Origin of the sequence: Blattabacterium cuenoti (assembly GCF_014251635.1) — a bacterium.
GTDB lineage: Bacteria > Bacteroidota > Bacteroidia > Flavobacteriales > Blattabacteriaceae > Blattabacterium > Blattabacterium cuenoti_S.
In genome coordinates, this window is record NZ_CP059194.1 from 488,079 (window position 1) to 503,651 (window position 15,573).

The 15,573-nt window shown below is 27.0% G+C and carries 14 protein-coding genes; 4 read left to right on the forward strand and 10 right to left on the reverse strand.

The window, feature by feature from the left end; all coding sequences use genetic code 11:
* Window positions 1-11: 11 nt before the first annotated feature.
* The 6 genes from dnaB to H0H64_RS02435 form a co-directional block, all read right to left on the reverse strand.
* Window positions 12-1,556, reverse strand: a complete 1,545-nt coding sequence (dnaB, locus tag H0H64_RS02410; RefSeq protein ID WP_185857205.1) for a replicative DNA helicase — start codon at window positions 1,554-1,556, stop codon at window positions 12-14.
* Window positions 1,557-1,623: 67 nt separating this feature from the next.
* The gene (locus H0H64_RS02415) at window positions 1,624-2,580 is read right to left on the reverse strand and encodes an acetyl-CoA carboxylase carboxyltransferase subunit alpha (protein WP_185857206.1); all 957 of its coding nucleotides are present in this window, start codon (window positions 2,578-2,580) and stop codon (window positions 1,624-1,626) included.
* Window positions 2,581-2,594: 14 nt separating this feature from the next.
* A complete protein-coding gene (locus H0H64_RS02420; protein WP_185857207.1) occupies window positions 2,595-3,368 on the reverse strand; it encodes a succinate dehydrogenase/fumarate reductase iron-sulfur subunit in 774 nt (257 codons plus the stop codon).
* A 20-nt stretch (window positions 3,369-3,388) separates the two neighbouring features.
* On the reverse strand, window positions 3,389-5,413 hold the full coding sequence (locus H0H64_RS02425) for a fumarate reductase/succinate dehydrogenase flavoprotein subunit (RefSeq protein ID WP_185857208.1): 2,025 nt from the start codon (window positions 5,411-5,413) through the stop codon (window positions 3,389-3,391).
* Between the two features lie 13 nt (window positions 5,414-5,426).
* The gene (locus tag H0H64_RS02430; RefSeq protein ID WP_185857209.1) at window positions 5,427-6,080 is read right to left on the reverse strand and encodes a succinate dehydrogenase cytochrome b subunit; all 654 of its coding nucleotides are present in this window, start codon (window positions 6,078-6,080) and stop codon (window positions 5,427-5,429) included.
* Window positions 6,081-6,153: 73 nt separating this feature from the next.
* A complete protein-coding gene (locus H0H64_RS02435) occupies window positions 6,154-7,308 on the reverse strand; it encodes a cysteine desulfurase family protein (RefSeq protein WP_185857210.1) in 1,155 nt (384 codons plus the stop codon).
* 244 nt (window positions 7,309-7,552) lie between these two features.
* Between H0H64_RS02435 and rny the strand changes: the two genes are divergently transcribed.
* From rny to lpdA, 3 genes are all read left to right on the forward strand, one after another.
* A complete protein-coding gene (gene rny / locus H0H64_RS02440; protein WP_185857211.1) occupies window positions 7,553-9,124 on the forward strand; it encodes a ribonuclease Y in 1,572 nt (523 codons plus the stop codon).
* Between the two features lie 21 nt (window positions 9,125-9,145).
* A complete protein-coding gene (locus H0H64_RS02445; protein ID WP_185857212.1) occupies window positions 9,146-10,120 on the forward strand; it encodes a deoxyhypusine synthase family protein in 975 nt (324 codons plus the stop codon).
* 104 nt (window positions 10,121-10,224) lie between these two features.
* Window positions 10,225-11,646 (forward strand): dihydrolipoyl dehydrogenase, encoded by a 1,422-nt coding sequence (gene lpdA, locus H0H64_RS02450; protein WP_185857616.1) that lies wholly within the window; start codon window positions 10,225-10,227, stop codon window positions 11,644-11,646.
* A 24-nt stretch (window positions 11,647-11,670) separates the two neighbouring features.
* On the opposite strand, the gene H0H64_RS02455 is transcribed toward lpdA, so the two are convergent.
* Together H0H64_RS02455 and H0H64_RS02460 are read right to left on the reverse strand one after the other, a co-directional pair.
* Window positions 11,671-12,348 (reverse strand): uracil-DNA glycosylase, encoded by a 678-nt coding sequence (locus tag H0H64_RS02455; protein WP_185857213.1) that lies wholly within the window; start codon window positions 12,346-12,348, stop codon window positions 11,671-11,673.
* Window positions 12,349-12,355: 7 nt separating this feature from the next.
* Entirely contained in the window at window positions 12,356-12,697 is a 342-nt protein-coding gene (locus H0H64_RS02460) for a 4Fe-4S dicluster domain-containing protein (protein WP_185857214.1), read from the reverse strand.
* Between the two features lie 22 nt (window positions 12,698-12,719).
* Here H0H64_RS02460 and H0H64_RS02465 point away from each other — a divergent pair, with 22 nt between their 5' ends.
* Complete coding sequence (locus tag H0H64_RS02465; RefSeq protein ID WP_185857215.1) at window positions 12,720-13,766, forward strand: acyl-CoA reductase; 1,047 nt, start codon at window positions 12,720-12,722, stop codon at window positions 13,764-13,766.
* On the opposite strand, the gene ribD is transcribed toward H0H64_RS02465, so the two are convergent.
* Window positions 13,751-14,800, reverse strand: a complete 1,050-nt coding sequence (gene ribD, locus H0H64_RS02470) for a bifunctional diaminohydroxyphosphoribosylaminopyrimidine deaminase/5-amino-6-(5-phosphoribosylamino)uracil reductase RibD (RefSeq protein ID WP_185857216.1) — start codon at window positions 14,798-14,800, stop codon at window positions 13,751-13,753. The two genes, H0H64_RS02465 and ribD, sit on opposite strands and share 16 nt — an antisense overlap.
* Window positions 14,790-15,563: a shikimate dehydrogenase family protein gene (locus tag H0H64_RS02475; RefSeq protein WP_185857217.1), complete on the reverse strand. Its 774-nt coding sequence runs from the start codon at window positions 15,561-15,563 to the stop codon at window positions 14,790-14,792. Before H0H64_RS02475 ends, ribD begins: the two co-directional genes overlap by 11 nt.
* Window positions 15,564-15,573: the final 10 nt, after the last annotated feature.

Below are 15,573 nucleotides of genomic sequence, written 5' to 3' on the forward strand. Positions count from 1 at the left end.
ATTCTACTATTCTAAATATCTTCATCCAAATAATTCTCATTATTGAAGTCTATATTAGATTTAAATTCGGATAAAGTAGGAGGCATAAAAAAATTTTCTTTATCAAGAACATTTTTTTTATAATCTTCTTCCCAAGCTAATGAAGTATATTTTTTTTCTTCTAAGTTTACAAATTGAGCTTGATCACTTATAAATTTTAAACGAAATTTATCTAACCCTCCATTTCTATGTTTAGCAATTATGATTTCTGCTTGACCTATACAAGAGTCATTATCTTCTCCAGAATCCCAAATTTGAAATCCATAATATTCAGGTCTGTAAATAAATAAAACTATATCTGCATCTTGTTCAATAGCTCCTGATTCCCGTAAATCAGATAATACGGGTCGTTTACTTCCTCCTCTTGTTTCTACTGCTCTAGATAGTTGAGATAAAGCTATTATTGGAATATCAAGTTCTTTAGCAATAGATTTAAGACTTCTGGAAATAACTGATATTTCTTGCTCTCTATTTTGTAGTTTAGCCCCATGATCATTAATTCCCATCAATTGCATATAATCTATAAATATCAATTTTATTCCATGTTGTGATATTAAACGACGACATTTTGCACGTAAATTAAATATAGATAAAGAAGGAGTATCATCTATAAATAAAGGAATATTTTTTAAATTGTTTGTTTTATATAACAAACGTTTCCAATCTAATTGAGATAAGTTTGCTCTTTTAATTTTTTCTGAAGAAATTCCAGTTTCTGAAGAAATTAATTTTGTAATTAATTGAATTGAAGACATTTCTAATGAAAAAATTATAATTGGAATTTTTTGATCTACGACTATATTTCTTACCATAGATAACATGAAAGTAGTTTTTCCCATTCCAGGTCTAGAAGCTAGTATAATTAAATCAGAATTCTGCCATCCAGAAGTAATATGATCAAGTTTATGAAACCCAGAAGAAACCCCACTTAATCCTTCTTTTTCTGTTTTTTTAATTTTTTCAATAGCTTTTTGTATAAGACATTGAGTTGTTTCATATTTTTTAGCTATTAAATATTTTTGATTAATTTCAAAAAGTTTTGATTCAGCGTGATCTAACAGATCAAAAACATCTGTACTTTCTTCATAACACTTTTGAATAATATCAGAAGATATACTAATTAATTTCCTTAAAATAAATTTTTGTACTATTATACGACTATGATACTCTATATGGGCAGAAGAAATAACTTTTTGTGTTAATTCAATTAAATATAATTCTCCTCCTATTGATTCTAATTTTCCAATTCTACGAAGTTCATTTAAAATAGTGTATAGATCTATAGGTTTAGAATCATGATATAATTTTTGTATTGCAATAAATATTTCTTGATGTTCTTTTTTATAAAAAATTTCAGGAAAAAGTATATCAATAACTTCATCTAAACCTTTTTTATCAATCATAATAGCTCCTATTATCGCTTCTTCTAAATCTAATGCTTGAGGAGGTATTTTTCCTTTTTTTATTACTGAATCAAAACGAAATTTATTCGTTTCTTCCTGTCTAATATTACTCATAAAATCATTTTAATTAAATAAACATTATATAATATAATAAAGTAAACAGAAGAATAGAATTGATTTATTATTCATCAAAAAAACCAATAGAAATATACTTATTTTTTCTTTTTTGAATCAGAGATTCTATATTAATTTCAGATAATTTATTATAATGTTTAATAATTTGTTTTTTTACAAGTTTATAAGCTTTATCAGGATAAAAATGAGCACCTCCTAAAGGTTCTTTGATTACATCATCTATAAGATTTAATTTATGCATATTTTCTGCTGTCAGTTTCAATGCTTCTGCTGATTTTTCTTTATTATCGCGATTTCCCCAAAGTATTGTAGAACAACTTTCTGGAGAAATGACGGAAAACCAGGAATTTTCCATCATTAAAACCTTGTCTCCTATCCCGATCCCTAAAGCCCCCCCACTAGCTCCCTCTCCTATAATTAAAACAATAATGGGAACTTTTAAACACATCATTTCATAAATGTTTTTACCAATGGCTTCTCCTTGCCCCCTTGTTTCTGCTTCAATTCCAGGAAAAGCTCCTGGTGTATCAATAAAAGTTACAATAGGTTTTTCAAATTTTTCTGCTAATTTCATAAGACGCAAAGCTTTTCTATATCCTTCTGGATTAGGCATCCCAAATCTTCTATATTGTCTTTCTTTAGTATTTTTTCCTTTTTGAGTTCCGATAAGCATAAAAGTATGATCTTCTATTTTTCCAAAACCTCCTACAATAGCTTTATCGTCACCAAAATGACGATCTCCATGTAATTCTATAAAAGAGCCTTTTATTGTTATAGAATATATGTAATCTAAAGTATAAGGTCTATTTGGATGTCTAGATAATTGTACTCTTTGCCAAGGAGTCAAATTACTGTGTAACTTCTTAATAGTTTTTTCCAGTTTGAATTGGAGTTGATTACAAACTTCTTTCATGTTTATTCCACTATTTTTTTCTATTAGAACACAGTTAACATATTGATCCTGAATTTCTTGTATTGGTTTCTCGAAATCTAAATATTCCATATTTAAAAAAATAATTAAAGAGTAAATGATTGAATATACTCACGATTCATAAAAGAAATATATTCTGTGGATATTCCTTTCGGACATTCAACTTCACATGCTCCAGTATTAGTACAACTACCAAATCCTTCCTCATCCATTTTTTTTATCATATTCATAACTCTTTTTTTTCTCTCTATTTTTCCTTGAGGTAATAAAGCAAATTGAGAAACTTTTGATGACACAAATAGCATTGCCGATCTATTTTTGCATGCGGCAACGCATGCTCCACAACCAATACACGTAGCTGCATCAAAAGCTTTATCTGCTTGATCTTTTGGAATTGGAATCATATTTCCATCTATTGTTTTTCCAAACGTATTTACAGAAATATATCCACCTGACATAATAATCCTATCAAAAGAAGATCTATCTACAATAAGATCTTTAATTATAGGAAAAGGTCTAGCTCTCCAAGGTTCTATATATATAGTTTCTCCATCATGAAAATGACGCATATGAAGTTGACAGGTGGTAATTAAATTATCTGGCCCATGTGCTCTTCCATTAATATATAGAGAGCACATTCCACAAATACCTTCACGACAATCATGATCAAATGATATAGGAGAAGAATCTTCCTTATTATGTATATTATTGTGTACGATCTGATTATTTAAAAGATCTAACATTTCTAAAAATGAACTATTAGGAGATATATTATATATTTTATAAGTTTTAAAATAACCCTTTTCCTCACGATTTTTTTGTCTCCATATTTTTAACTTAAAATTCATAAGTTCTTTCATACACAATCTTTGATTAATTTTTATTTATAGGAACGTGACTGTACTTTTACAAAAGTAAAATTTAAATCTTCTTTATGCATAATTTCTTCACTTATAGGACGATTTTCACTATGTTCCCATACAGAAACATATTTATAATGGACATCGTCACGAAGGGCTTCCCCTTCTTTTGTTTGATATTCTTCACGAAAATGACTTCCACAAGATTCTTTTCTATTCAAAGCATCCATAGCCATTAATTCTCCTAATTCTAAAAAATCTGCTACACGTCCAGCCTTTTCTAATTCATAGTTTAATCCATCATCAATATTTCCGGGAATAAAAACATTTTTCCAAAATTCATCTCGAAGTTCTTGTATTTTTTTTATAGCTTTATGTAATCCTATATGATTTCTACTCATTCCTACATACTTCCACATAATATTTCCAAGTTTTTTATGAAAAAAATCAACAGGTATGTTTCCATGATTTTGAATAAGTTTTTTAATTCTATTTCTTACATTTTTTTCTGATAGCTGAAAAGCTATATGTTTTGTCGATATTTTTTCTGTAATACATTCAGATAAATAATCTGATATGGTATATGGTAAAATAAAATAGCCATCAGCTAATCCCTGCATTAATGCGGAAGCTCCAAGTCTATTTGCTCCATGGTCAGAAAAATTTGCTTCTCCTAAAACATAACATCCAGGAATAGAGGACATTAAATTGTAATCAACCCACAAGCCTCCCATTGTATAATGTACCGCGGGATAAATTTTCATCGGAGTTTGATAAGGATTATTATTCGTAATTTTTTCATACATGTGAAATAAATTTCCATATTTAGATTCCATTATTTTTTTTCCTAATTTTTTTTTATCCCATGAACTGGGTTTTTTAATCCCAAATTCATTTGCTTTTTCTTTTCCATATTTTTCTATAGAAAAACTAAAATCTAAAAATACGCCTTCTTTAGTTTCATTATTTTCTATTCCAAATCCTTTATCACAACGTTCTTTAGCGGCTCTAGAAGCAACATCTCTTGGTACAAGATTTCCAAATGAAGGATAACGTCTTTCAAGATAATAGTCTCTATTATCTTCACTTATATCCTCAGGCTTTTTAGCCCCATTACGGATAGAAATAGCATCTTCTAGTTTCTTAGGCACCCATATTCTTCCATCATTTCTCAATGATTCAGACATTAATGTTAATTTAGATTGATAATCTCCATGTACTGGAATGCAAGTAGGATGTATTTGAGTGTAAGAAGGATTAGCAAAAAAACCTCCTCTTTTGTGAACCTTCCATATAGCACTTGCATTAGAGCCCATTGCATTGGTAGATAAAAAAAATATATTACCATACCCTCCTGAAGCTATAACTATAGCATGCGCTGCATGTCTTTCTATTTTTCCAGAAATAAGATTTCTTGCAATAACGCCTTTGGCAACACCATCCACAATAACTAAATCTAACATTTCATGACGGTTATACATCTTGATTCTTCCCATTCCTATTTGTCTAGACATAGAAGAATAGCATGATAATAGAAGCTGTTGTCCTGTTTGTCCCTTCGCATAAAAAGTTCTAGACACTTTTGTTCCACCAAAAGATCTAGTTTCTAAATATCCAGCATAATCACGAGCAAATGGAACGCCTTGGGCTACACACTGATCTATAATATTAGATGAAATCTCTGCTAAACGATAAACATTTGCTTCTCTAGATCTATAATCTCCACCTTTAATTGTATCATAAAAAAGTTGATAAATCGAATCATTATCTCCTTTATAATTTTTAGATGCATTAATACCACCTTGTGCAGCTACAGAATGCGCTCTTCTTGGAGAATCTTGGTAACAAAAAGCTTTAACTCTATATCCTAATTCTGATAAAGAAGCGGCAGCTGAGCTCCCAGCAAGTCCTGTCCCTACAACAATGATTTCTATATTGGATCTATTGTTTGGAGAGACTAATTTTAAAGTAGATTTATGATCTTCCCATTTATGAGTTAACGGACTAACTGGAATTTTTGAATTGAGATTAAAGGTCTTTTTCATCAAAAAATGTTAATTATCTTACTCTATCATTAAAAAAAAACCAAATAGCAATAATAGAAAATCCAGAACAAATAAACCATAGATATAAAGAACCAAACTTCTGTATCCAAGCCAATCTTTTTTTATTAGATAGGCCAAAAGATTGAAAAGAAGATTTAAATCCATGATTTAAATGAATTCCTAAAATAAAAAATGAAAATACATATATCAATGTATAAAAAGGATTTTTGAATAAAGAAACTACTATATTATAATCAGAAATTAGATGATTTGAATACTTCATAGGAATCATAAAATTGATAAGATGTAAAACTAAAAAACATAAAATTAAAATTCCTGTATATACCATTGTACGACTACTAAATGGAGTCGTTAAATAAGTATTCATAGCATAATCAATTTCTCCTTTTATCTTTCTATTTTCTAAATGTAGTTTAACTCCTAATAAAATATGAATGATAAAACCTAAAGCAAGAACATATTCCATTATTCGAATAAACATATTTTTTCTCATGAAATAAACAGCTTCGTTAAATGCTTTTTCTCCCGAAAAAAGAAACAAATTCACACTTAAATGCAACAGTAAAAAAATCATTAAAAAAACTCCTGTAGTAGCCATGACCACTTTCTTTCCAATGGAGGATTGAAAAAAATTGTAACGATTCACCGATTGAAATTCATAATTTATTATTTATAAGTAAATATAAATAAGATATTCGAAATATTTTATATAAATCGTTTCATTTTCCAATTTTCTGCAAGGCTTTCACAAGCAAATCTATATCTTTTTTTTCATTAAAAATTCCAAAAGAAATTCTAATAGGCATTGTTTTATTCAACAAACATCTATCTGTTATAATAGATTGAATTACGTGAGATCTTTTTTTTTTGCTGTTGCAAGAACTTCCTTTAGAAACAGAAACCCCCATTAAATCTAAATGAAAATATAATAAATGATCTTTTTTTGTTGGATATAAAAAATTTAATATAGAAGGAATGCTTTTTTCAGGATGAGATGATAACCCATTGAAAATAATATTGGGAATTATTTTTTGTAATTCTGAAATACAATAAGATTTTAAATATTGCATTTTTTTTATATAACTTGCAAAATTGCAACAAGATAAACGTAAAGCTTCTGATAATCCAGCAATTCCATGTATATTTTCAGTACCTGAACGAATTCCATTTTCTTGCCCCCCACCAGTAATGAAAGGTTTTATTTTTTTTAAAATATTATTTCTTATAAAAACAAAACCTATTCCTTTTGGACCATAAAATTTATGTGCACTTGCAGTAGCAAAATCAAAATTTAATTTTTCCATATTAATAGGAATATTACCTATAACTTGTATGGTATCTGAATGAAAATAAGCATTATATTTTTTACATAAAAAAATTACTTGATCTACCTCTAATAAATTTCCAATTTCATTATTGGCGTACATTAAACTCACAAGTGTTTTTTTATATACATTTTTTTTTAATATTTCTTCCATATTATTAAAATCTAATATTCCTTTTTCATTAATTGAAATAAAATCTACAGATATTTTGTATCTAACAGATAGATATATAATAGTTTGTAAGACAGATGGGTGTTCTAATTGTGAAGTTATAATATGTCTAATTCCTAAATCTAAAACTGAAGACCTTAATACAAGATTATTAGCTTCAGTTCCTCCAGAAGTAAAAATAATCTCAGAAGGAGATGCTTTAATATTTTTAGCTATACAAATTCTAGATTCCTCTAAAATTGAACGAGCTTCTCTTCCATAACTATGTTGCACAGAAGAAGGATTCCCTAATGAGTATTTTAATGTATGAGTTATTACTTTAACAACTTCATCTCTTATAGGAGTAGAAGCTGCGTTATCCAAATATGCTCGTGTCATCTACTATTGAAAATTTTACATATATATACAAATATATAATGTATTCAAATTCTGTTTGTTAAAAATATTTTTTAATAAAAAATCTCATCTTTAATTTTGTATATTTATCATATTATATTGGGATTAATTCAAAATATTTTGAAAGTCTTCATAAAAAAAACTTGATAGATTTTATTAAATATTTGTTGTTTTAATAATAATGTTATTAAAATGTCTATTTTATTTTTATTTAAATTGAGTGAATATGAAAATAAATGTTGGATTTTCGGTCCTAATGGGGTTTCTGATTGGAATTATTACATGTTATTTTTTTGGGAAAAAAACTATATTAAAAAAATATATTCAATTATTAGAAAAAGCTAATTTTCAGGCTAAAAATATCATAAAAAATGCAGAAAAAGAAGGAGAATCCATAAAAGAAAAGAAAATGCTTCAAGCAAAAGAAAAATTTATAGAACTTAAATCTAAACATGAAAAAGATATTTATTTAAGAGAAAAAAAAATAATTGATATAGAAAATAAAAAAAGAGAAAAAGAAAATAGATTATCTAAAGAAATAGAAATATATTTTAAAAAAAATAATCGTTTAGAAACACAAATACATGATTACGAAAAAAAATATAAAACTCTTAAAAAGAAACAAGAAGAATTTGAAAATATGCATACTCAACAAGTAGAATTACTTGAAAAAATATCTAATTATTCTTCTGAAGAAGCTAAAAATGAATTAATAGAAATTCTTAAAGGAGAAGCAAAAACAAAAGCACAAACTCATATACAAAACATTATAGAAGAATCACAACTAACTGCAAAAATGGAGGCAAAAAAAATTATCATTCAAGCTATTCAAAGAATTGGAACTGAACAGGCTGTTGAAAATGCTGTTTCCGTTTTTCACATAGAATCAGATGATGTTAAAGGCCGTATCATAGGACGAGAAGGAAGGAATATAAGAGCTTTAGAAAAAGCTACAGGAGTAGAAATTATTGTAGACGATACTCCAGAAGCAATTCTTTTATCTTGTTTTAATCCTATACGAAGAGAAATAGCTCGATTAGCTCTTCATAAGTTAGTTATAGATGGACGTATACATCCAGCTAGAATTGAAGAAATAGTAGCAAAAACAGAAAAACAAATTGAAGAAGAAATAATAGAAGTAGGAAAAAAAAATATTATAGATTTAGGGATTCATGGAATCCATCCTGAATTAATTCGTATGGTAGGAAGAATGAAATATCGTTCTTCTTATGGACAAAATCTTTTACAGCATTCTCGTGAAGTTTCTCATTTATCAGGAATATTGGCATCTGAATTGGGATTGAATTCAAAATTAGCAAAACGCGCTGGATTATTACATGATATAGGAAAAGTACCTGAAAATGAATCAGAACTCCCTCATGCAATTCTAGGAATGCAATGGGCAGAAAAATATGGAGAAAATATGGAAGTTTGTAATGCCATAGGCTCACATCATGATGAAATAGAAATGAAATTCTTAATATCTCCTATAATACAAGTTTCAGATTCTATTAGTGGGGCTCGTCCTGGAGTCAGAAGAAATTCTTTTGAATCTTATTCAAAAAGGCTAAAAAATTTGGAAGATATAGCGTTTAGTTTTGATGGAGTAAATAAAGCTTTTGCGATACAAGCAGGAAGAGAATTACGTGTATTAGTTGAAAGTGATAAAATCGATGATAAGAAAGCTTTTCAATTATCTTGTGATATAACAGAAAAAATAAAAAACGAAATGACTTATCCTGGTCAAATTAAAGTGACAGTGATTAGAGAAACTCGAGCTGTACAAATAGCTAGATAGCTAGATAAAATAATAAAAATTATGAAAGACTCTCCTATTACTTATTTTATTGAAAAATATTTTCTTCATTTTAATGCTTTAACTTTATCAGAAGCAGCTAAAGCATATAAATATCATATTCAAAATGATGGAAAAATGATGATTACACTAGCAGGAGCAATGAGTACTGCAGAATTAGGAAAAATATTATCTGAAATGATTCGAAAAGATAAAGTCCATATTATCTCTTGTACAGGAGCTAATTTGGAAGAAGATATATTAAATTTGATCGCTCATTCTCATTACAAAAAAATACCTCATTACAGAGATTTAACTCCTGATGAGGAAAAAAATTTTCTAAAAAAAGGTTATTACAGGGTAACAGATACTTGTATTCCAGAAGAACAAGCTTTTAAAGAATTACAAAAACATATTTTAAAAGTATGGATAAGAGCTAAAGAAAAATCAGAACGTTATTTTCCTCATGAATACATTTATCAATTATTATTAGATAATATTTTAGAACCTTATTACAATATAGATTCAGAAAACAGTTGGGTATTAGCTGCAGCAAAAAAAAATATTCCCCTAATAGTTCCAGGATGGGAAGATAGCACAATAGGAAATATTTTTTCTTCATATTGTATGAAAAAACTATTTCAACCTTTCCTTGTAAAAAGCGGAATTGAATATATGATATTTTTAGCAAAATGGTATCAAAAAGAATCCATAAAACATAAAATAGGTTTTTTTCAAATTGGGGGAGGTATATCAGGAGATTTTCCTATTTGTGTGGTCCCTATGTTATCTCAAGATATAGGATTTAATCCTACTCCGTTTTGGTCTTATTTTTGTCAAATTTCTGATTCAACAACCAGTTATGGATCTTATTCTGGGGCTATTCCTAATGAAAAAATTACTTGGGGAAAACTAGATAAAGATACTCCAAAATTTATCATTGAATCAGATGCTACCATAGTCGCTCCGCTTATTTTCGCATACATATTAAATATGTAATATATCATAATCATAATATAAATAATATAATAGGAATATAGAAATTATGTATGTAACTTTACTTTATCTATTTTTTTTTATTCAAAATTTAAAAATTATATATGATGAAGAATTTATATGATCTTGTTATTATTGGATCTGGACCAGGAGGATATATATCCGCTATTAGAGCAAGTCAATTGGGACTCCGGACAGCTATTATAGAAAAGTATCAAAAATTAGGTGGAACATGTTTAAATGTAGGCTGTATACCTTCTAAATCTCTTTTAGATTCTTCTAAATATTTTTTTCTAGCTAAAAAAAAATATTCTTCACATGGAATTTTTTTTGAAAAATTATTTATGGATTTCAGAAAAATGATGGATAGAAAAAACAAAATAGTAGAAAATATAAATAATGGAATAAAATATTTAATGAAAAAAAATAAAATTGATTTGTATCAAGGAATCGGATCATTTAAAACCAAAAATATTCTGTCTGTAACAGATATAAAATCTTTGGAAAAAGAAAAAAAAATACAATTTAAATATTGCATAATATCCACAGGATCTAAACCTTTATGTTTATCCCAATTAAATTTTAATATAGAAAATAGAATTATTTCTTCAACAGAAGCTCTTAATTTAAAAGAAATTCCAAAAAAATTAATCATAATTGGAGGAGGAATAATTGGATTAGAGTTAGGTTCTATTTTTAATAGACTAGGAAGTAAAATTATCATCATAGAAACTATGGATAAAATTATATCAAATATGGATAATTCTTTAAGTCAAGAAATACGAAAAATATTAGAAAAATCATCCATTCAAATAGAGACTTCTTTATCTGTTACCAGTATATTTAAAAAAAATGATGAAGAAATATCTGTTTTAGCTAAATATCATAATGGAAAAGAAGTTAATTTCATAGGAAATTATTGTCTTCTATCAATAGGAAGAACCCCGTATACAAAAAATATGGGATTAGAAAATATAAAAATAAAAATAAATCAAAAAGGATTTATATCTGTAAACGATGATTTACAAACTTCCATTAACAATATATATGCTATAGGAGACGTTATAGGAGGAAAAATGTTAGCCCATAAGGCTGAAGAAGAAGGGTTATATGTAGTAGAACATATAGCGGGGAAAAAACCAAACAAATTAAATTACGACTTAATCCCATCAATAATTTATACTTATCCTGAAGTGGCCAGTGTTGGAAGATCAGAAAATGATATTAAAAAAGATAAAATAGAATGCAATATAGGAATTTTTCCTATGAAAATATTAGGAAGGGCTAGAACAAGTGGCTGTACAGACGGGTTCTTAAAAATGATCTCCCACAAAAAAACAGATGAGATTTTAGGAGTTCATATAATTGGAGATCACGCTGCAGATATGATTATGGAAGCATCTGTGGCTATGGAATTTAGATCCTCTTCAGAGGATATATATAGAATCTGCCATCCTCATCCCACTTTCAGTGAAGCATTCAAAGAAGCAGCTTTACTTAATTTTGAAAATCGTTCTATACATATGTAAAGTGAAAATACTTTTAACTCTACTCTAACTCCAAAAAATAGTTTCTATTCCTACTTTTTTTAAAAAAGTATTGGTTTTTTCAAAATGTTTAGATCCCAAAAAACCCATATGAGCAGAAAAAGGAGATGGATGAGAAGTTTTTAGAATGTAATGATTATGAAAAGAGTTAATTAAAGATATTTTTTTTTGAGCATGTTTCCCCCATAAAAGAAAAACTATGTTTTTTTTTCTATTAGAAACAGTTCGTATTATTACGTCTGTAAAAAATTCCCATCCTATATTTTTATGAGATAAGGGACAGTCTTTTCTGACTGTTAATATTGAATTTAACAATAAGACTCCTTGTTTCGCCCAATGAATTAAAGATCCACTAATAGGGTATTTATTATAATTAAAACAATTATTCACTTCTGTAAATATATTTTTTAATGAAGGAGGAAAAGGGGCCCCATCAGGAACAGAAAAACAAAGACCATCAGCTTGATCCTTTTTATGGTAAGGATCTTGTCCTATAATAACTACTTTTAATTTTTGAAAAGAACAATATTTGAAACAAGAAAAAATATTTTCTTGCTTAGGAAAACAAATAAAACGATTATACTCAACCCTAAGAATCTTTAATAGTTTTATAAAATAAGGTTTATGATATTCATCCTTTAATAAGGAGCTCCAATTCCTATTTTCTACTCCTACTAGTGTCATAAATTAATTAACTAAGACTTCCATGCAAAAAATTCTTTTTTTTAATAAGTTTATCTTTATCCTCAGAATTTTTTTTATCTGGAATACAACATTGAACTGGGCAAACTATAACACATTGTGGTTCTTCATAAAACCCTACACATTCTGTACATTTTTCTGGAACAATAAAATATATATCTTTTTTTTTGGGCTCTTGAAATATATTCGGATCCAATATTTTATTTTTTTTCTTTAAAGAAGTCCCATCTGACATTCTCCATTTTTTTCCTCCTTCATAAATTGCTTGATTAGGACATTCGGGTTCACAGGCACCACAATTTATACATTTTTCTGTAATTTTTATGGACATTGAATTTGAAAAATTAAAAATAATGATTCAAACTTTTGATAAGTTAGGACATTTTCTTAAAGAAGTTAAGGAATTTTATGCATATGAAAAATATTTATCCAAATATTATAAAAAATTTTTTCCTATTTTTCAAAAAATTATTAAAAAGACAACTATTGCAAATAACTGGTTTAGAATAGAGGATTTATTAATAACTTTTGATCAATGGGGAAAAATTCTTCAAAAAGAAAAATTAGAATATTGGATGAGTAAATACTCTTTTACGAATACAAAGAAAAAACCTAAAAAAATTCTTGTTATTATGCCAGGAAATGTACCAATGGTAGGATTTCATGATTTTTTATGCGTTATTTTATCAGGACATAAGATCATAATTAAATTATCTGAAGAAGATAATTTACTACTTCCATTTTTATGTAAAATAATAATAAATGAAAAACCCACATTAAAAAATAAAATAAAATTTACAAATAACATTTTTCGTGAAAAATTTGATTATGTAATAGCTACTGGAAACAATAACACAGCCCGTTATTTTGAATATTATTTTAGAAAATATCCTCTTTTGCTAAGAAAAAATAGAACTTCTGTCGCTGTATTACAAGGAACTGAAACAGAAGAGGAATTAATTTCTTTAAATAGAGATATATTAACTTATTCAGGAAGGGGATGTAGAAATGTAGGAAAAATATTTATACCGCATAATTACGATGTTCATTTAATTTTAAAAAAATCATTTATATCTGAATATATTACAAAAAATTATAAGTATACAGATAATTATAAATATTATCTATCTATTTTTAGTATGGACAAAGTTCGTTTTCAAAAAAATCATTTCGTTCTTTTCAAAGAAGAAAAAAATTATCATAGTCCAATATCTGTAGTTTATTATGAATTTTATAATAATTTAAATGAGCTAAAAAAAACAATTTTAGAAAATAATAACCGTATGCAATGTGTAGTATCTAAAAATTTTTTAGAAGAAGAAATCCCTTTTGGAAAAACTCAGTATCCAAAACTAGAAGACTATGCGGATAAAATCGATACACTTCAATTTTTGAATTGATAATTCAGTTTAATAATCAGTTGATCTTTATTTAGATTCATTTTTTTCGATACTATTCCTTTTATTTCAGTTATTTCAGGTGCTTTTAGGCCACTTTTTAATACTACATCGCATATAAAAGTACGACATTCATCCCAAATATTTTCTTGTATAAAATTTTCTAAAGTTTTTTTTCCTCCTTCTACTATTAAAGATAATATTTTTTTTTTGTGTAAAAAATTTAATATTTGATTTATTATTTTCTTTTCAAAAGAGATTTGAATATATTCTATATTCTCTTGATTTTTTTTTTGTTTTTCCGTAAATACAATAGTATACTGAGACCCATCTAAAATAAAATGAGAATTAGAAATACTTAGTTTTTGATCAATAAAAATTCTAACAGGATTTTTACCAAACCATTTTCTAACATTTAACTTTGGATTATCGTTCAATACAGTTTTTCTTCCTACTAAAATTCCATCTTCCTCAGATCTCCATTTGTGATTAAGTTGTCTAGCATGTATTCCGCTAATCCGATTATCTTTTATATTTTCTGAATATATAAAACCATCATTACTTTGTGCCCATTTTAAAATGATATAAGGACGATTTTTTTCATAGAAAGTAAAAAAACGTTTATTTAAAATTCTACATTTATCCATTAAAACGTTTTCTATAACTTCAATTCCATATTTCTTTAATTTTTTTATTCCTAATCCTTTTACTTTATCACAAGGATCTTGTATTCCTACTACGACTCTTGGAATATTTTTTTTAATTATCAAATCAACACAAGGAGGGGTCTCTCCAAAATGAACACATGGTTCTAATGTTACATATAAAGTACAATTAAACAATAAACATTCATCTTTTATATTATTAATAGCTAAAAATTCAGCATGATACATTTCCTTTTTATAATGCCATCCTTCTGACAAAATGATACCATTTCTTTCTATCACACATCCAACCATAGGATTTGGGGAGGTAAGTCCTAATCCATATTTAGCTAATTGAATAGCTCTTTTCATAAAAATTTCTTTATATTTCATGAATCTTATTGTTTTTCCAAATTTTCCAAGACTCCTCCGCTTGAATATATAACATTTCTAATCCATTTTTTATTAAAGCCCCCTTTTTTTCTGCATTTCTTAAGAATAAGGTTTTATTTGGGTTGTAAACTAAGTCATAAAAATAATGTTCGGAAGAAACATATTGATAAGGCAAATATGGACATGAATTGATATCAGGATATGTTCCTACAGGAGTACAATTAATGATAATTTTATATTCTTTCAATAAACTTTGATTTATATCTTCATAAACTAAAAAACCTATATTTTTTTTTCTAGAAACACATTGATATGGGATTTGTAATTTTTTTAAAACAAATGAAATTGTTTTAGATACCCCTCCACTTCCTAAAACCAATGCTTTTAAATTTTTTTTATTTACAAACCGATTCAAATTTTTTTGAAAAGAATACTCAAACCCCAATACATCTGTATTGAATCCCGTTCTACATTTATTATTAATTTTTATTACATTCACAGATCCTATAGATTTTGCTTCAGGCGTTATTTTGGTTAAAAAAGGAATAACACTTGTTTTATAAGGGATAGTTACATTACATCCTTTTAAATAAGGATTTTGAAATATAAACGATACATTTTCTATTTTTGGAATATCAAAAATTTCATAATCTACATTTACAATTGATTCTCTTTTAAATTTTTCTAAAAAAAATTTTCTAGAAAAAGAATATTTTATATCTCTTCCTATCAAACCATAGATTATTCTTTTTTCATCTACCATAAAAATATGA

What these genes read in the sequence shown, in the direction of transcription:
- dnaB (WP_185857205.1), bottom strand. Translation starts at nt 1,556, where the DNA reads ATGAGTAATATTAGACAGGAAGAAACGAATAAATTTCGTTTTGATTCA.
- H0H64_RS02415 (WP_185857206.1), bottom strand. Translation starts at nt 2,580, where the DNA reads ATGGAATATTTAGATTTCGAGAAACCAATACAAGAAATTCAGGATCAA.
- H0H64_RS02420 (WP_185857207.1), bottom strand. Translation starts at nt 3,368, where the DNA reads ATGAAAGAACTTATGAATTTTAAGTTAAAAATATGGAGACAAAAAAAT.
- H0H64_RS02425 (WP_185857208.1), bottom strand. Translation starts at nt 5,413, where the DNA reads ATGAAAAAGACCTTTAATCTCAATTCAAAAATTCCAGTTAGTCCGTTA.
- H0H64_RS02435 (WP_185857210.1), bottom strand. Translation starts at nt 7,308, where the DNA reads ATGACACGAGCATATTTGGATAACGCAGCTTCTACTCCTATAAGAGAT.
- rny (WP_185857211.1), top strand. Translation starts at nt 7,553, where the DNA reads ATGAAAATAAATGTTGGATTTTCGGTCCTAATGGGGTTTCTGATTGGA.
- H0H64_RS02445 (WP_185857212.1), top strand. Translation starts at nt 9,146, where the DNA reads ATGAAAGACTCTCCTATTACTTATTTTATTGAAAAATATTTTCTTCAT.
- lpdA (WP_185857616.1), top strand. Translation starts at nt 10,225, where the DNA reads ATGAAGAATTTATATGATCTTGTTATTATTGGATCTGGACCAGGAGGA.
- H0H64_RS02455 (WP_185857213.1), bottom strand. Translation starts at nt 12,348, where the DNA reads ATGACACTAGTAGGAGTAGAAAATAGGAATTGGAGCTCCTTATTAAAG.
- H0H64_RS02460 (WP_185857214.1), bottom strand. Translation starts at nt 12,697, where the DNA reads ATGTCCATAAAAATTACAGAAAAATGTATAAATTGTGGTGCCTGTGAA.
- H0H64_RS02465 (WP_185857215.1), top strand. Translation starts at nt 12,720, where the DNA reads ATGATTCAAACTTTTGATAAGTTAGGACATTTTCTTAAAGAAGTTAAG.
- ribD (WP_185857216.1), bottom strand. Translation starts at nt 14,800, where the DNA reads ATGAAATATAAAGAAATTTTTATGAAAAGAGCTATTCAATTAGCTAAA.
- H0H64_RS02475 (WP_185857217.1), bottom strand. Translation starts at nt 15,563, where the DNA reads ATGGTAGATGAAAAAAGAATAATCTATGGTTTGATAGGAAGAGATATA.